This is a genomic window from Bradyrhizobium sp. LTSP849 (genome assembly GCF_000938255.1).
Lineage (GTDB): Bacteria > Pseudomonadota > Alphaproteobacteria > Rhizobiales > Xanthobacteraceae > Bradyrhizobium.
Genome location: NZ_JYMR01000011.1, coordinates 60,024 through 76,868, shown reverse-complemented (window position 1 = coordinate 76,868; position 16,845 = coordinate 60,024). Strand labels below are relative to the sequence as shown.

Genomic DNA, 16,845 nt, shown 5'->3' with positions numbered 1-16,845 from the left:
CAAGTGGGGCGAGATGAAGCGCGCGGTCGCAACTACTTCGCCTTCTTGGCTTTCTTCTTCGATTTCGCGGCCTTCTTCACCGGCTTCTCCTTCGCCGGCTTCTTCTCCGCCTTCACCACGACAGGTGTGCTGGCCGCTACTCGCATCGCGCGGGCGTAGCTGTCGGCGACGTTGTCTGCTGACATCTGGAGGCGACGGGCCGCGGCGGTGGCCTGCTCCATGGTGGCCTTGGCCATCATCTTGAAGCGGTCGCCGGTCTCCTTGCTCTTGGCCTTGGCCGCGAGGCCGTTGAAGCGATCCCGCCGCTCCTTGGCGCGGGTCATCAGGCCCGTATGCTGCTGTCTGGCCAGTTGCCGGATCACGACATCCAGGTCGGCGTCCGCCATGTTCTTCTATCCTCTTCGAAACAGGTATCGATGCGGGCGGGACTATGCAGATCAGGCCCCACCTTGGCAATTCCCGCCCGGGCGTCATCCGCATCTTCCGGTTTACAAAACGAAAAAAGCCGCGCATCTCGCGCGGCTTTTGGCTTGGTTTGGCGCGAGGTGCGCTATCTCTGCCTCACTTCAGCGAGGCGACCGGACCACCCGAGGCAGCCGCCGGATCGGGGTCGAAGCCGAACACGCCGACCAGATATTTGTAATAGTCCGGCATCTTCTCCTTGAGCGCTTCGCGCGTCTTGGGATCGTGGAATTCACTCTTGCCGGCCAGGAAGATACTGGCGGTCACGGCAAAGAATTCCACGTGATTCTTCAGCGCATAGGCTTCCTTGGGCAGGAAATCCTTGGACTTGGCGTAGGCGTAATAGCCGATCACGCCCTTGTTGGCGTAGCCGTCCGGCAAGAGCCGCGCGTGATAGGCGTGCAGCATTTCGTGGAGCAGCACGGCCTCCTTTTCGTAACGCATCATGTCCGGACGGATCATGATGACGCCAAGGCCCGAATCGACCGCGAGGTCGACGGCATTCGGATTGGTCCAGCGCTGCTTGTCGTGGTCCCATACCGTCAGCGTCCGGGGCGTGGTGCGCGGGGTGTCCGGCGTGACCCGGCCGTAGCACGCGGTCGCAGCGCCTTCGTCGAGGCAGGCCAGCTCGCTCGCGACGATCGGAACGGTTCGGAAGAAGCGCAGCACGCGCGGGGAGAACCCGGCGCCTTCGACGACGTCGATCTGCTGCTTCAGATTCTCGGTGAGCTTGTCGACGTCCTTGCGATCGGAATTCTCCGACACGTCGAACATGTAGCCGCGGTAGCTCTGGAAGCCGGGCGGCAGCGACTTCGCGGCATCGGCGGACGCGACGTCGAGCGAGCCGGCATTGGATGGATTGGCGAACAGCGTGCCGACAATGGTCGCGGTCAGCAGCAATGCAACGCGCATGATGAACCCCCTGATGTCACTTCGCCCGACAGGATAGGCCGCCGTTCTTTGCGAAAAGTGAGTGGGGCGAGACTAAGGCGCCGATGTTGAGGCGTGCTTAATCGTTCGTTGCAGATCGCCGAGGCGGATTAGGGCAGGGTTAACCAAGCAGGGTATCCCGGGTCCGCGCTTCGGCGTAGGATCGAAGCGAGGCACCATGCCCCACAGCAATAGCCGGAGGAGGAAGCCATGTATGCCGCCATCCGTCAGGCCAAGGCGAAAAGCGGGAGCGCCGAAGAGCTTGCGCGCCGCATCAAGGACGGCGCCGTTCCAATCATCAGCGACGTCGACGGTTTCAGGGCCTATTACGTGGTCTATGCCGGCGACGACACGGTGACCGCGATCTCGATCTTCGACAAGTTCGAACAGGCGGAGGAGGCGAACCGGCGCGCGATTGCCTGGATCGAAAAGGATCTCGGTTCGCTGCTGGCAGGGCATGCAAGTGCGGCGGCGGGGCCTGTGATCGTGCATACGCTGGCGTGAGTTAAGTGGGAGCTCTCTCCTGTCGTCCCGGCGAAGGCCGGGACCCATACCGCGTGATCCATCCATGATGCGCGGTATTCGTACCGCGAGGGATCAACTGCCAGTCTTCGCTAAACTGCTCCCTGTGGTTATGGGTCCCGGCCTTCGCCGGGACGACACCGAGTGTGTCGGACGTACCTTTCACCAAGCGAGCAGCCACCCCCTCACAACTCCCTTGCATTCGAAAACACAAACGAGCTCACCCGCCGTGTCGTCTCGTCCAAAATCAGCGTGCGCGTGATCGGCGGCTCGGCGCGCTGGGCGCAGTTTTCGCGTTCGCAGAGGCGGCAGTTGACGCCGATCGGCGTTCCCTCCGCCTTCTCCAGATCCATGCCGGCGGCATAGACCAGGCGTGAGGCGTGACGGATCTCGCATCCCAATCCGATGGCGAAGCGCGGCTGCGGCAGCGGATGCGGCGCGACCGGCCGGCGCACCATCTGCGCGATCGAGAAATAGCGCGTGCCGTCGGAGAGCTCGATCACCTGCTTCAGGAGGCGGTCCGGCGTATCGAAGGTCGAATGCACGTTCCACAGCGGACAGGTGCCGCCGAACTTGGAGAACGGAAACGTGCCGGACGAAAAGCGCTTCGACACGTTGCCGGCATTGTCGACGCGCAGCAGGAAGAACGGAATGCCGCGCGCGTTCGGCCGTTGCAGCGTGGTGAGCCGATGGCAGACCTGTTCGAAGCCGGAGTTGAAGCGCTGCGCCAGCAAATGGATGTCGTAGTTGAGCGCTTCGGCAGCGGCGAGGAATGCCGGGTAGGGCATCATCACGGCCGCCGCAAAATAGTTGGCGAGCGTGATGCGAAACAGCCGGCGCGGCGCGTCGTCGAGCGGGCCGGCGCGGCCGATGATGGTCTCCAGATGTTGCGCGCATTCGCCAAGTCCGAGCTGGAAGGCGAGCTGGAACGCGCGGCCCGCCGGATCGACCAGCTCGGAGATCAGCAGCTGGCGGCGGTGGCGGTCGAAACGTCGCAGCGTCTCGCGCATGACGTCGACCGGCATGATGCGGGTCTGGATCGAATGTTTTTCGCGCAACCGCGTGGCAAGGGCCGCATAGAGCCCTTCGGCCGGCACGTTCAGTTCGTCGCGCAAGGTCTCGGCGGCCTGCTCGAGCTCCGGAAAATAGTTGCGGTTGGCCTCGATCAGCTCGCGCACGCGCTCGACCGGATTGGCCTCATAGCGCGTGCCGACATCACGGTCGGCCATTTGCGCTGCCGCCAGCGTCTCGCCCTGGCGCGCCTCGGCATAGGCGGCATAGAGCCGTTGCAGCGCGTGGGTGACGCCCGGGCAGAGCTCGGCGAGGTCGCGCAGCTCCTGCTTGGGGACGTCGATCTGGCGGAACAGGGGATCGGAAAAGATCTCGTTGAGCTCGGCGAAGAAGCGGTCCTCGTCGGCGCTGGCGAGATCGCGCAAATCGAGGTCGTAGGTTTCGGCCAGGCGCAACAGGATCTGCGCGGTGACCGGACGCTGGTTCCGCTCGATCAGGTTGATGTAGCTCGGCGAGATCCCGAGCCCCTCGGCGATCTGGGTCTGCGACAGCCCCAATTGCTGCCGGATCCGCCGGAAACGGGGGCCAACGAACAGCTTTTTCCCGGACTCGGCGGGCATCGTCACGTCTCCAGAGCCACTAAGGGCAGTCTTGTTGACCTATAACTTTACAAAATTACATCTATTACATGTTCTTATGTTACATGACATCACCATTCAAATACAAGGCCTCTATACGAACTTTGCTTTCTCGCGTTTAGCTCAGGTCACGCATTTCGCAATGCACTGTCATAAATGTCGAGAGAGAGCACGCACATGAACTACCAGCCCCGTGGCATCAACGCCCTCCAGAGCCCGGCCTCGTACCAGAGCGAGATCGAGGCGGCCCAGGCTCTCCTCGAAACCAAGCCGACCTGGAACGGTGTCTCGGCCGAGGCCGTCGCGCGCATGCGCCTGCAGAACCGCTTCAAGACCGGCCTGGACATCGCCCGCTACACCGCGGCGCTGATGCGGGCCGACATGGCGGCCTATGACGCCGATCCGACCAAGTACACCCAGTCGCTGGGTTGCTGGCACGGCTTCATCGCCCAGCAGAAGCTGATCTCGATCAAGAAGCACTTCGGCGGCAAGACCGACCGCCGTTACCTCTATCTCTCCGGCTGGATGATCGCAGCACTTCGCTCCGAGTTCGGACCGCTGCCCGACCAGTCGATGCACGAGAAGACCTCGGTGCCGGCGCTGATCGAGGAGCTCTACACCTTCCTGCGTCAGGCGGACTCCCGAGAGATGAACGACATCTTCCGCAACCTCGATAAGGCGCGCAAGGAAGGCGACAAGACCCGGGAGAAGGAGTTGATCGAGAAGATCGACAACTTCCAGACCCATGTCGTGCCCGTCATTGCCGACATCGACGCCGGCTTCGGTAATGCCGAGGCGACCTACCTGCTCGCCAAGAAGATGATCGAAGCGGGTGCCTGCGCGCTCCAGATCGAGAACCAGGTCTCCGACGAGAAGCAGTGCGGTCACCAGGACGGCAAGGTCACCGTGCCGCACGAAGTCTTCCTCGCGAAGATCCGCGCCTGCCGCCACGCCTTCCTCGAGCTCGGCATTGAAGACGGCGTCGTCGTGACCCGCACCGACTCGCTCGGCGCCGGTCTCACGCAGCAGATCGCCGTCAGCCACAAGCCGGGCGACATCGGCGACCAGTACAACAGCTTCCTCGACTGCGAAGAAGTGACGGCGGAGAACGCCCGCAACGGCGACGTCATCATCAACCGTAACGGCAAGATGCTGCGTCCGAAGCGCCTGCCCTCGAACCTCTACCAGTTCCGCGCTGGTACGGGCGAAGATCGCTGCGTGCTGGACAGCATCACGTCGCTTCAGAACGGCGCCGACCTGCTGTGGATCGAGACCGAGAAGCCGCATATCGAGCAGATCGCCAAGATGGTCGACCGCATCCGCAAGGTCGTTCCGAACGCGAAGCTCGCCTACAACAACTCGCCCTCGTTCAACTGGACGCTCAACTTCCGTTGGCAGGTCTACGACGCGATGAAGGAAGCCGGCAAGGATGTCAGCAGGTACAACCGCGCCGAGCTGATGAAGGTGGAATACGACGAGACGCCGCTGGCGATCGAAGCCGACGAGCGTATCCGGACCTTCCAGGCGGATTCGGCCAAGCGTGCCGGCATCTTCCATCACCTGATCACGTTGCCGACCTACCACACGGCGGCGCTGTCGACCGACAACCTCGCCCGCGAGTATTTCGGCGAGCAGGGCATGCTCGGCTACGTCAAGAACGTCCAGCGCGCCGAGATCCGTCAGGGCATCGCCTGCGCCAAGCATCAGAACATGGCCGGCTCCGACATCGGCGACGAGCACAAGGAATATTTCGCCGGCGAGGCTGCCCTGAAGGCGGGTGGCGCGCACAACACGATGAACCAGTTCGGTTAAACCGGGTAACAGGAGACTGACAATGACAAGCAGCAATTTCTGGGTGATCGGCGGCGAGTTCGGTTCGATGAACTTCCACAAGCTCGTGGAAGGCTCGGCCCAGGTGCAGGGTCCGTTCAAGACCCGCAAGGAAGCCGAGGATGCCTGGCGATCGGTTTCGGAAGAGAACCGCCATAAGGCCGGCGTCCGCTTCTCGATCGTGGAAGAGCCGTCGCGGGTTTCGGCCTGACGGCCGCCTCACTGACTTAAGAAGACGTCCAAGGACGGAGGGTCCCATCCGGCGCAAGCCGGGTGGGATCGTCTGTTTTTGGCACAGGTGAGACGCCTGTGGGTGCCGTAAGTATCTGGAATGATGGGCCCTTTGCGGACCGTTTGGTTGCTGATAGGTTAACGGAGGAAAGTCGAGGACGAGGCCGACAATGTCAGAGCCCGAGACCAGCGGGACCCATCCCAGCCAGCCGCGCCCGGTACGGCTGCGCGACGCGCTGTTGCGCGCACGGATCGAAGCCGCCGACCGGACCGGCGTCGTCGTCGACCTCAGGGATGCCGAGGTGGCTCGGCTCGAGATCCTCAACGACGCGCTCGATCCCCTGTTCGCGCAGGTGCCCGACCAGATCGACCTGTTCGATCGCGGCATCAGCCAGGGCGATACGCCGCGCCTGTGGATCGACGTCGTCGCGCACATCCTGATGGGACGCGACAAACGGATGTATCGCTTCGTCCAGGACACAAGGTTCGGTCGCATCGTGCTCGCCGAATCGCACGATACCTCGGTGATCGTCGAAGCCGTCACGGACTATGTCGCGCGCCGCATGATCGAGCGCGAGCATGCGATGGTGGTCCTGCCCGAGCCGAAGCCGGAGGTCGCCGAGCAGCCCCGCCGCTCGCGCATCTGGCCGTTCGTGCTCGGCTTCATCCTCGGCGCCGCCGCGCTGTTCGGCGTCGCCGTTCTTGCGGCGTTGCGGAGCTGGTGATTGCTCTCCGTCGTCCGTGCTCGCGCTGACGCGCGCGCCTCAAACCAGCCGCGCGCGCTTGATCTCGCGGATCTGCAAGGCGCGATCGAGGCTCCGCACGATCTGCTCGCAGCGCCAGCCGGCATTGTCCTTCTCGATCGCGAACAGATTGTATGCGGCCGTCGGATAGCGCCCGTGCGCGAGTGCGGAGGCCGACGGCACGCCGATCGCGGGAATGTTGCCGTTGGGGCCTTCGAACCACATCGTCGAATGAATGTGGTCGTGCCCGTGCAGGATCAGCTCGACGCCATGGCGTTTCAACAGCGCCAGCAGCGCAGCGGAATCCGTCAGCCGCTTCTGCCATGCGCTGGACTTCAGCGGATGGTGCACCAGCAGCACGCGAAAGACGTCGTCGGCTGCGAGCTGTTCAAGCACCCGTTCGAGGGCCGCGAGCTGATCGCGCCCGAGCGTGCCCGTCGCCATCAACGGCAAGGTCGGCACGGCGCTGGAGAGGCTGATCAGCGCCGCCGGCCCGCGCCGGCGTATGGCGGGAAAGCCGATGTTGCCATCGTCGCCCGCAAGATAAGGCGCAAATGTCTCGCCGAAGCGATGGCGCGTGGCGCGGACATAGGCGTCGTGATTGCCGGGAATCGTTGTGACGCGGTCGGGCGGGCCGACGCCGTCGAGCCACGCGCGCGCCGGAGCGAACTCCGCCTCCATCGCCAGATTGACGAGATCGCCGGTCACTGCGATGTGGTCGGGCGCCTGCGCCTGCATATCGGCGACCAGCGCGTCGAGCACCTCGCGGCGTTGATATTTGTGGCGGTTGCGCGTCCAGTTGACGTAACCGAGCGCGCGCTTGCTGGCGAGCTCGATCAGCCGCGGCTTCGGCAACGGCGGCAGATGCGGGTCGGAGAGATGGGCGAGTGTGAAGGGGGCCATGACGCGCGATTGCCTCGCTATTCACGTGCTGTAATGGCAAGGTCGCGAGCGCCGCGCAAGCGAAGCCTGCAAGGGCCTCAAGCGGCGCGCATCACGAGAGGCTGATGGCGAAGCGCCTGGACGAGATCCGACGGAAATGCGAGCCGCTGCTGCGGCGAGTTTTCCACGCCTATTTCCTGCTCGTCCGCGGCATGACGCTCGGCGTCCGTGCCGTGGTGCTCGATGCCGACAACAAGGTGTTCCTGGTCAAGCACACCTACGTCACCGGCTGGTATCTGCCCGGTGGCGGCGTCGACCATGGCGAGACCATGGAGCAGGCGATGCGGCGCGAGCTCAAGGAGGAGGGCGATATCGATCTGACCGGGGAAGCGGAGCTGCACGGCATCTTCCTCAACAGCCACGTCTCTCGCCGTGATCATGTCGCGGTCTACGTGGTCAGGCATTTCCGCCAGGACCGCTTGCCCGAACCGAACCGCGAGATCATCGAATGCGGATTCTTCGATAGCGCCGCGCTGCCCGAGGGGGTGACGCCCGGTACGCGGCTGCGGATCGCGGAAGTGCTCGACGGCAAGCCCCTGATTGCGACGTGGCGCTGAGGGCGGCCTGTGCTAGTAACTCGCTTCGACGGGCGCCACGGAAACCGGATGAAAATCGCAAAATTCGCCTTCGGCCTGATCTGCCTTGCGATCCTCGCCAGCAACATCGTCACGATGTCGCGCTGGAGCGAGGCGCGCGGGGTCTATGATGACATCTGCTATCTTCGGCAGGCGCATCTGTTCCAGCGCTTTGGCGCCGATGGGCTGAACACGGACGCGGTCAGGGACGACGATCGTTATTTCGAAGGCAAGATGAAGGAGATCGCGTTCGCCGAGTGGAAGGATCCGGTCCGCTGGCCCTGCCACAATCCGATGCCGGGCGGCAAGGTGGTGATGCAATATCCGCCGGGCACCGGATTTCTACTGGCGCTGTTTCCGCAAGGCCATCAGGTGGTGCCGCTCTACATTGCCGCGAGCCTGATCGTGTGCGGTCTTGCACTATACGGCATTGCCATGGCGCGGACGCTGCCGTCGATATCAGGTGCGGGCCTGTTCGGCGCGCTGGCCGTCTATCTCATGATCAATCCGGCCAAGGCGAGCTATTCAGTCGCGCCGACCATGGCGGTGTGCGCCGTCGCGGGCTTCCTGACCGCGTTGTGGCTGACCAGGGACAAGCGCAGCGTATTGTTGATTGCGCTGATTGGTCTCCTGCTCGGCGCCTCCGTCAATTTCAGATTACCGAACGCGCTGCTCGCCGCCGGCTACTTCCTGTTCCTTGGCATTCCCTTCGTGTGGTCGCGCAAGCTCGCCACTTTCGTGCAGGGCCTCGGCTTCGGAGTCGGTGTCCTCGTCGGCATGGCCCCGACCCTGATCGCCCAGGCCATCAATGCCGGCAGCCCGCTCGCCACGACCTATGGCAGTGCGGACGTCGTCGCGCCGGGTTTCGATCTAGCCGTGATCGGCCAATATCTGCGCGACATGCAGTTCGTGCTCATCGTGCTCGCGATCGGTTCGACGGCATGGCTGCTGCGGGCGGGCGAGGGCAGCGTGCGGCAGGTTGCGCTTGTTGTCGCCGCCAACCTCCTCGTCAACCTCGTGTTCTTCCTGAGCCATCCGATCTTCACGCCTTATTACATCGTGCCGATCGCGATGCTCTCGCTGTGGAGCGTGTCGTTCGCCTGGCTGATGCAGCCGAAAGAAACGCGACAGGCCATGTCGCTCCGGCATGAGCCGGCCAGTCTGGGAGCGTTACCGCGATGACATCCGCGCAACCTCGCATCGCGGTGCTGGTGCCCTGCTACAATGAGGAGGCGGCGGTCGCGACCGTCGTCGCCGACTTCCGCAAGGCGCTGCCTTCGGCGGAGATCTATGTCTACGACAACAATTCGCGCGACCGCACCGCTGCCGTCGCGCGCGAGGCCGGCGCGATCGTGCGCGGCGAACGCCGGCAGGGCAAGGGCCACGTGGTGCGCCGCATGTTCGCCGACGTCGAGGCCGACATCTATGTGCTGGTCGATGGCGATGCCACCTACGATGCGCCGAGCGCGCCGCGCATGATCGACAAGTTGCTCGACGAGCATCTCGACATGGTGGTCGGGCTTCGCGTTGACCAGGTGCAAGCCGCCTACAGGCTCGGCCACCGAACCGGCAACCGCATGTTGACGGGCTTTCTGTCGTCGACCTTCGGACAGGAGTTCAAGGACATCCTGTCCGGCTACCGCGTTTTCTCCCGCCGTTTCGTCAAATCCTTCCCGGTGCTCTCTGACGGTTTCGAGATCGAGACCGAGCTCGCGGTCTACGCGCTGGAATTGTCGCTGCCGGTCGCCGAGGTCGAGACGCCCTACTATGCGCGCCCCGAGGGCTCGTTCTCGAAGCTCAACACCTGGCGCGACGGTTTTCGCATCCTCGGCACCATCCTGAAGCTTTATCGCTCGGAGCGGCCGTTGCGATTCTTCACGGTGATCGGAATTCTGCTGGCGCTGGCCGCGATCATCCTGGCGATCCCGATTGTCATCACCTTCATCGAAACAGGTCTCGTGCCGCGCTTTCCGACCGCCGTGCTGTCGATGGGCCTGATGATCATGGCGATGCTGTCGGTGTCGTCCGGGCTCGTACTCGATACCGTGACGCGGGGGCGGCGGGAGATGAAGATGCTGGCCTATTTGTCCCAGCCGGCGCCGAAAAGGAACTGACGTCGGGCGCTCCCATGGACGTCCGAACGTCCAGATGCTAATCCGCGAAATAATTATGACCGATCTCTCACTCACCATTCGTCCCGAGGCCGCTGGCGACGCCCAGGCGATCGAGCGGCTGCATGAGCGCACCTTCGGCCCCGGCCGTTTCGTGCTCAGCGCCTATCGCATCCGCGAGCACGTCGACCATCTGCTCGACGTCTCCTTCACCGCCCGCATTGGCACGCTTCTTGTCGGCTCGGTCCGGCAATTGCCGATCCTGATCGGCGAGACACCGGCGCTGCTGCTCGGGCCGCTCACCGTCGAGCCGCCATTCCGCAGCCGCGGCATCGGCCGCGTGTTGATGGAGCGCGCGCTGAAGGACGCCAGGGAAAAGGGCCACCGCCTTGTGCTGCTGGTCGGCGACGAGGCCTATTACAGCCGTGTCGGCTTCAAGCAGGTTGCGAAGGGCCGCGTCACCATGCCGGGCCCGGTCGATGCAGGCCGTGTCCTGGTGTTCGAGCTCGTCGACGGCGCGTTCGAAGGTGTGTCGGGGGCGGTCGCGCCCGACTGGAGCAAGGCGCGGGGATAGTGTTAGGCACGTAGCCCGGATGGAGCGAAGCGCAATCCGGGACGATCTCGGTGCGCGGACAGACCCCGGATTTCGCTTCGCTCCATCCGGGCTACGACGTCCGCCTTACGGAGTATCGCAGATGCAAGTGAGACCCGCGGATGCCGGTGAACTCGATCATCTCGCGCGCTTGTGGCACGACGTATGGCATGAATCGCATGCGGTTTTTGCGCCACCTGAGCTGATCCGCCTCCGCACGCTTGCGAGCTTTCGCGATCGGCTCGAGGCCGCACTCCCCGACGTCTATGTTGCCGGCCCGGTCGACGCGCCTCTCGGCCTATGTGTCCTCAGGGGTGAGGAATTATATCAGCTGTTCGTGGCGCTCGAAGCGCACGGCTCGGGCGTGGCCGCGGCGTTGATTGCCGATGCGGAGGCTCGGCTCGCCGCGCGCGGCGTGGAGACGGCGTGGCTCGCATGCGCGATCGGCAACACGCGCGCTGCGCGGTTCTACGAGAAGAGCGGTTGGCATCTGGCCGGCACCTTCGTCATGCTGTCGGAGACCTCGAACGGTCCCTTCCCCGTGGACCAATGGCGCTACGAGAAGCGGCTCACGCGCTATGCGGGCCGCGAGTCGAGGTAGACATAGAGAGCCGCGATCTTGCCGTCGCGGGCGATGATGAAATCCACGCCGGTGTAGGCGGCCGCTTCACCTTTCGGCCCGGATTCCCACGCCAAGCGCCCCGAATTGTGCAGGACCTGGGGCGCACCGTGCGGCGTGTAGACAAAGTGAGGATGCGTCGCGCGGAGATCGCCGGCGAACTTGTCCAGCGCGTCGTGACCGACGAACGTGCCCGGCGGCGCGTACAGCACGCAGTCCTCGGTGTAGAGGTCCTGAATGGCGCGCCGTCGGCGAGCCGGATCGCCTTCACCGAACACTTCCGGAAGATTGCGGTTGAGCAGTGTCTCGATCCCGCTCACATCGGCGCCCACCGATGGCGGAGCGCTGGTCTTGCTGGCCTGTTGGGTCATCGGAGGCTCCCTGTCTATAGGGAGATGATGTGGTTGCTGGCTCAACGAGCGAAACAGAAATAACTGAAAGTCATCGTTTCAGTTTTTGGGATGTGGGCGATGGCGCCTACAAGCAGCCGAGGCGTGCCGGGGCCCGTAGGCCCCGACTGGAGCAAGGCGTGCGGCTAGAACCGCTGTGAGATTCCGGCATAGAATCCGCGCCGCGGTCCGTATTGCGGCGCGAACACGCCGATGCCGGAGCCGTCGCGGATCTGGTAGATCGTGTCGAACGCATTGACCACGTCGAAGCGCACCGTCGTCGGCTTGTTCGGCGCGACGATGTTGAAGTCGTGCGACAGGCCGAAATTGACCTGCGTGTAGCCCGGCAGATGATCGGTGTTGGCAAAGCCCGAGCGCAGGCCGCTGCCATAGATCATCGACACGCTGTAGCGCGTTCCCTCCCACAGATAGGAGGCACCGGCCGAGCCCGACAGCATCTGCGCGTGGTCGGTATAGACGTAATGGCCCGCGATATAGGCGAGCTCATCTGCGCCGAACAGATATTGGTTCGACACGACGCTGGTCGCGATCTGCTTGGCCCAGGCGAGATTGGCGTAAGCACTGAAATTGCCGTTGTGGTAGGTCGACTTCAGCTCGACGCCGACATTCTCGCCGCGATCGTAGTTGAAGCCGCTCAGCACATAGGCCGCGCCGAACTGGCCGTCGTCGAGCAGGTCGCGCGCCTTCTTGTAGTAGGCGTCGGCGCCGACCTCGAGGCCGGGGATCGGATAGATCTTTTGCACCACGCCGACGTCGAACACGTGCGAGCGTTCCGGCTGCACCGGGCTGTTCTGCCCGACCTCCGGCGTCTGCGTGTTGGCCGGCGCACCCGGCGGCGTCACCAGCGCGAGGTTGACCGGCGCGGCGATCACCTGCGAGGGCGGGGTGAAGTTGCGGGCATAGCCGGCGTGGAACGTCGTGCCGTCGAACGGCTTCCAGGTCAGGCTGACGCGCGGGCTGAGCTGGTTCGCATCGACATACTGGTACATCTGGTCGAAGCGCAGGCCGGCGTTGAGCGTCAAATTGTTGGTGATCTTCCATTCGTCCTGGACGTAGGTCCCGATCAGCCAACCGGTCTTGGCGCTGGAATCGAACACCGAGAACGGGGCGTCGATCGTGCCTGCCGTCGGATCCGCAGGATCGACCAGCGGCAGCACCGTCGTTCCGCTGTTGACCAGCGTCCGCTCCGCGCTCACGGAGAAGCCGAAGCGCAGCGTGTGCGCATAGCCGACGCGCCACGAAGTATCCTGCTGGATGCCGTTGACCACGCTCTGGCGATAGACGTCCGAGGACACGCCGTTGAACACGAGATCGCCGACCGTGTCGGGATAGAAGTGCAGCTGGCTATAGCGGTTGAAGTAGGACGTCTGGGTATCGAACTCGCCGTTCGATGTCTGATAGGCGACGACGTTGAATTGGTTGAACTCGTTCTGGTGCTCGTTGAGCTGCGACGAGTCGAAGTTCGAGACACCGAAGGCCGTGAAATTCGGCGTCTGGCCGGGATTGTTGGGAATCTGGAACGTCGAGTTCGAGACGCCGCTCATGAAGGTGAGGCGGCTGGTCGGATCGATCATCGTCGAGAGATAGAGAAATCCCTTCTCCTGGTTGGTGCGGTCGTGAATCGCATTGACCGACGGGGTTGGGTTCTCGATGCCGAGATTGTTCTGGAGAAAGCGTCCCGACAGGAAATACTGGGTCTGCCCGACCGTTCCGCCATATTCCACATTCGTCGAGATCGTGCCGTTGCTGCCGCCGTAGACGCCGACGACGCCGGTATTGTTGAAGGCGTCGGCCTTGGTCTGGATGTCCAGCACGCCCGCGGTTCGCTGGCCATATTGCGCGGGCAGCGCGCCGGTGAGCAGGCTGAGGCTGCCGACGATGCCGGTGTCGAGAATCTGCCCGAACGCGCCGACGCCGTCAGGAAGCATGACGCCGTTGATGCGGTATTGCAGATTGGCGTGCTCGTTGCGGACATGCAGGTCGCCGCTCGCGGCCGAATCCTGGGTGACGCCGGGGAACTGCAACAGCACCTTGTCCAGCGAGGCATTGGTGCCCTGAGGCAGCGCCTCGATGGCCTGGCGATTGAGCGTGTGCGTCGTGGCGCCCGCGGGCGCGAGGATCGCCTGACGCGCGGTGTCGAACTTCTCGCTCCGGCCGGCGGTGACCTGCGCCTCCGTCTGCGGCTGCACAACCGGCGTTTCGCGTCGCTTGTCGGTGACGACGCGGACCTTGGGCTTGCGCGGTGGTGTTGTTTGTTTGGGGGCGTCGACTTCGATGCCGGGCAGTGTCGTGACGCCGCCGGTCGGTGCGGTCTGTGCCATGGCGCTGCCGCCGAGATAGAAAAGCGTGAGTGCGGCGAGGCTCGAGCCCGCCAATATTGGTTTTGGAGACACCATTGTCCTGATTCCGATTGCGCACCGCCGCGCTCATTCCGAGGCTTTGCGGGCGTCACGCACCGTCGTTACGCGACGGGTCAATTTCGATAGCCTTGCGAGATCGGCGCAACAGCCGATGCCGATGGCAGCTCAATCGATGGGGATCAGGAGACGGGAGGGGCGCGCGGCTGGAACGCCGTGCGGGCCGAGTTCAGATGGACGAATTCGGCATCGGTGGTGCGGTAGAGCAGTTCGACCGCCTGCGGCAGCAGCAGCAAAGGCGGCGTCGCGGACATGACGCTGCCCGCCAACGCGATGACGGCGCAGATCGCGCAATTGTCGTCGCCCGGCTGCTCGCGATCGGGGCCGGCGGGTGATTGCTTCTGGACGACGGCGCGGTCGATCGAGGCGGTCGTCTTGGCGCTGTCGGTCAGATGAGACTGCGCTAGCGGCGCGGCCTGGGCGAACCAGTGGCTGTGGCCGAACGTCAGCGCGAATTGCACCAGCATCGCGAACATCGCGAGCCGGGCGCCGTGCCTGATATTCGACCGGAACCACTTCATCTGGAAACGCCACCCCGCATCGCGAGGCGCCAAACCCCTGGCGTCGCGATGTTATATTATAACATCGCCCGATCAGTCAGCGGATGTCAACGGCGGTCAGGCGATCTCGCGCGAGTGGCCGCGCGATGTGTCGTTCCGGCAACTAGCGTCCCTCGCGGACCCAGGTCGCGGCGAATGCGCCGAGCAGCAGCAATAGGCCGATCAGGCCGGCGAAGATCGGCAGCACGCCGACGCCTTTCACCACGCTGGCGTCGCGCATCCGCACGCCCATCCAGCCGTCGCCATGGAAGATGCTGGCGGAGCGTACCGGCGCGATGCGCGGCAGCTCGACGCTGGAGCCGTCGACCACGCGCACCGCGTCGCCGCCGGTCGCCTGTGTCAGCGGCTTCAAGGTATCGGTCGTGGAGGTGACTTCCGAAAATTCCTTCGGATTGGTCGGGCCGACATTGATCAGCGCCTTCAGCGTGCCGTCGGTCGCCTGCCACAGGCCGAGCTCGCTCGCCGGCAGGCTGGCGCGCCATTCGCCGGGGTCGCCGGGGCTGAGCGTCAGGTCGCGCGACACGCCGGAGGGCGAGGTCACGCTCACCGGCTGGACGCTGTCCGACATGGTCTGGCGCACCACCACGAGGTCCTTGCCCTGCACCTGGAGGCGCAGCGCCTCTTCATCAAGGTCCGGCTGCTTCATCAGCCAGTGCGACATCCGCCGCAGCAGATCGAGATGCGGGCCGCCGCCCTCATAGCCGCGCGCCCACAGCCAGATGTGGTCGGAGAGCAAGAGCGCGACGCGGCCCTCACCGAAGCGCGTCAGGAACAACAGCGGCTTGCCGTCAGCGCCCGTCATCACCGGCGGGTTGACGGAATTGCGGGTGTCGACGGTGCGGAAGAAGCGGCTCCAGTGCGGCGGCTCGGATGCCGAGCCTTCCAGCCCGCGCGTGACCGGATGGCGTTTGCCGACATCCGACAGATGCGCATAGAACGGCTTCTCGGTCACGCCGACGGGTTCAGCCGGCAGCACTGAATCCAGCGGCGTGCGCCAGATGCTGGTGTTGGAGGCATAGTCGGGTCCGGCCGAGACCAGCACGGCGCCGCCCGAGCGCACATAGCGCGCGATGTTGTCGAAATAGGCGATCGGCAGCACGCCTTGGCGGGCATAGCGATCGAAGATGATCAGCTGGAATTCGTTGATCTTCTGCTGGAACAGCTCGCGGGTCGGAAACGCGATCAGCGACAATTCGTTGATCGGCGTGCCGTCCTGCTTCTCCGGCGGACGCAGAATGGTGAAGTGCACGAGGTCGACGCTGGCGTCGGACTTCAACAAATTGCGCCAGGTGCGTTCGCCGGAATGCGGCTCGCCGGAGACCAGCAGCACCCGCAGCTTGTCACGCACGCCGTCGATGGCGACGACGGCGCGGTTGTTCACCGGCGTCAGCTCGCGCTCGAGCGGCGAGGCCTCGATCTCGACGATGTTGGGCCCGGCATGCTTGATCTCGACGTCGACGCTGGCGGTCTGGCCGCTTGAGAGCGTGCGCTCGTTGATGACCTCGCCGTCGCGGCGGACCGTGACCTTGGCGCGCTCGTTGCTGACGCCCTGGTCGTCGAGCCGGTAGGTGATGGTCTGGTTCTGGCCGACGATGCCGAAGCGCGGCGCCGCCGTGACCGCGATGCGGCGATCGCGCTCGTCCTTCTGCCCGGTGATCAGCGCATGCACCGGCGCCTGGAAGCCGAGCGCGGCGGCGTTGGGCGGGATGTCGTGGACGCGGCCGTCGGTGATCAGGAACGCGCCGGCGACGCGATCGACCGGCACATCCGCCAGCGCGGAGGCGAGAGCGCCAAACAATCTTGTGCCGTCGGTCTCGCCATCGGCCTGTCCGGCCTCGACGACGCGAACCTCGAGGCCCTTGATCTTCTTCAGGCTGTCGACCAGCGCCTCCTGCGCCTGCGCGGCTTCACGATTGCGGTTGCCAAAGTTCTGGCTCGGGCTCTTGTCGACGACGACGGCGGCGATCGAGGTGAGGGGATCGCGGTCTTCGCGCGTGAACGAGGGATTGGCGAGCGCCAGCAGGAACAGCGCCAGCGCTGCCACGCGCACGGCCGTGCCGCGCGCCCGTGCAAGCAGCAGCACGCCGGCGATGACCACGATCGCGGCGAGCGCGATCCACAGGACGATCGCGGGAACCAGCGGCGTGAAAGCGATGCCGTAATTCATGTTAGATCCAGCACGTTGGCGTCATCCTGAGGAGCGCGTCGCACTTGCGACGCGCCTCGAAGGATGCTCGGGCGGTGGGTGTGGC

Annotated in this window: 17 protein-coding genes; 9 read left to right on the top strand and 8 right to left on the bottom strand. The window is 64.4% G+C overall.

What is annotated here, in order from left to right; translation table 11 throughout:
- Positions 1 to 32: 32 nt before the first annotated feature.
- Together UB31_RS09065 and UB31_RS09060 are read right to left on the bottom strand one after the other, a co-directional pair.
- Positions 33 to 386, bottom strand: a complete 354-nt coding sequence (locus tag UB31_RS09065; protein WP_045010614.1) for a hypothetical protein — start codon at positions 384 to 386, stop codon at positions 33 to 35.
- Positions 387 to 561: 175 nt separating this feature from the next.
- Positions 562 to 1,374, bottom strand: a complete 813-nt coding sequence (locus UB31_RS09060) for a hypothetical protein (protein ID WP_045005290.1) — start codon at positions 1,372 to 1,374, stop codon at positions 562 to 564.
- A gap of 228 nt (positions 1,375 to 1,602) precedes the next feature.
- Here UB31_RS09060 and UB31_RS09055 point away from each other — a divergent pair, with 228 nt between their 5' ends.
- Positions 1,603 to 1,896: an antibiotic biosynthesis monooxygenase gene (locus UB31_RS09055; protein WP_045005289.1), complete on the top strand. Its 294-nt coding sequence runs from the start codon at positions 1,603 to 1,605 to the stop codon at positions 1,894 to 1,896.
- Between the two features lie 203 nt (positions 1,897 to 2,099).
- Here the strand turns inward: UB31_RS09055 and UB31_RS09050 are convergent, their stop codons facing one another.
- A complete protein-coding gene (locus UB31_RS09050; RefSeq protein WP_045005287.1) occupies positions 2,100 to 3,545 on the bottom strand; it encodes a helix-turn-helix domain-containing protein in 1,446 nt (481 codons plus the stop codon).
- A 195-nt stretch (positions 3,546 to 3,740) separates the two neighbouring features.
- On the opposite strand from UB31_RS09050, the gene UB31_RS09045 reads away from it, so the two are divergent.
- From UB31_RS09045 to UB31_RS09035, 3 genes are all read left to right on the top strand, one after another.
- The gene (locus UB31_RS09045) at positions 3,741 to 5,375 is read left to right on the top strand and encodes an isocitrate lyase (RefSeq protein WP_045005286.1); all 1,635 of its coding nucleotides are present in this window, start codon (positions 3,741 to 3,743) and stop codon (positions 5,373 to 5,375) included.
- A gap of 22 nt (positions 5,376 to 5,397) precedes the next feature.
- On the top strand, positions 5,398 to 5,604 hold the full coding sequence (locus UB31_RS09040) for a DUF4170 domain-containing protein (protein WP_045005285.1): 207 nt from the start codon (positions 5,398 to 5,400) through the stop codon (positions 5,602 to 5,604).
- A 190-nt stretch (positions 5,605 to 5,794) separates the two neighbouring features.
- Positions 5,795 to 6,349, top strand: a complete 555-nt coding sequence (locus UB31_RS09035) for a hypothetical protein (protein WP_045010613.1) — start codon at positions 5,795 to 5,797, stop codon at positions 6,347 to 6,349.
- A 39-nt stretch (positions 6,350 to 6,388) separates the two neighbouring features.
- Here UB31_RS09035 and UB31_RS09030 read toward each other — a convergent pair whose 3' ends face one another.
- Entirely contained in the window at positions 6,389 to 7,270 is an 882-nt protein-coding gene (locus UB31_RS09030) for a metallophosphoesterase family protein (protein ID WP_045005282.1), read from the bottom strand.
- Positions 7,271 to 7,374: 104 nt separating this feature from the next.
- Here UB31_RS09030 and UB31_RS09025 point away from each other — a divergent pair, with 104 nt between their 5' ends.
- From UB31_RS09025 to UB31_RS09005, 5 genes are all read left to right on the top strand, one after another.
- Positions 7,375 to 7,866: an NUDIX domain-containing protein gene (locus UB31_RS09025; RefSeq protein WP_045005280.1), complete on the top strand. Its 492-nt coding sequence runs from the start codon at positions 7,375 to 7,377 to the stop codon at positions 7,864 to 7,866.
- 48 nt (positions 7,867 to 7,914) lie between these two features.
- Entirely contained in the window at positions 7,915 to 9,066 is a 1,152-nt protein-coding gene (locus UB31_RS09020; protein ID WP_045005278.1) for a hypothetical protein, read from the top strand.
- Positions 9,063 to 9,998 (top strand): glycosyltransferase family 2 protein, encoded by a 936-nt coding sequence (locus UB31_RS09015; protein WP_045005276.1) that lies wholly within the window; start codon positions 9,063 to 9,065, stop codon positions 9,996 to 9,998. Before UB31_RS09020 ends, UB31_RS09015 begins: the two co-directional genes overlap by 4 nt.
- A gap of 55 nt (positions 9,999 to 10,053) precedes the next feature.
- Positions 10,054 to 10,569 carry a GNAT family N-acetyltransferase gene (locus UB31_RS09010; RefSeq protein WP_045005274.1) on the top strand — a complete coding sequence of 172 codons (516 nt, stop codon included), beginning with the start codon at positions 10,054 to 10,056 and terminating at the stop codon, positions 10,567 to 10,569.
- 121 nt (positions 10,570 to 10,690) lie between these two features.
- The gene (locus tag UB31_RS09005) at positions 10,691 to 11,188 is read left to right on the top strand and encodes a GNAT family N-acetyltransferase (protein WP_045010612.1); all 498 of its coding nucleotides are present in this window, start codon (positions 10,691 to 10,693) and stop codon (positions 11,186 to 11,188) included.
- Here UB31_RS09005 and UB31_RS09000 read toward each other — a convergent pair.
- From UB31_RS09000 to UB31_RS08985, 4 genes are all read right to left on the bottom strand, one after another.
- Positions 11,164 to 11,577, bottom strand: a complete 414-nt coding sequence (locus UB31_RS09000) for a nuclear transport factor 2 family protein (RefSeq protein ID WP_082078452.1) — start codon at positions 11,575 to 11,577, stop codon at positions 11,164 to 11,166. The genes UB31_RS09005 and UB31_RS09000 overlap by 25 nt on opposite strands.
- A 164-nt stretch (positions 11,578 to 11,741) precedes the next feature.
- A complete protein-coding gene (locus UB31_RS08995; RefSeq protein WP_045005270.1) occupies positions 11,742 to 14,012 on the bottom strand; it encodes a TonB-dependent receptor in 2,271 nt (756 codons plus the stop codon).
- A 143-nt stretch (positions 14,013 to 14,155) separates the two neighbouring features.
- Positions 14,156 to 14,554 carry a DUF2946 domain-containing protein gene (locus tag UB31_RS08990; RefSeq protein ID WP_045005268.1) on the bottom strand — a complete coding sequence of 133 codons (399 nt, stop codon included), beginning with the start codon at positions 14,552 to 14,554 and terminating at the stop codon, positions 14,156 to 14,158.
- 142 nt (positions 14,555 to 14,696) lie between these two features.
- Complete coding sequence (locus tag UB31_RS08985; protein ID WP_045005266.1) at positions 14,697 to 16,760, bottom strand: membrane protein; 2,064 nt, start codon at positions 16,758 to 16,760, stop codon at positions 14,697 to 14,699.
- Positions 16,761 to 16,845: the final 85 nt, after the last annotated feature.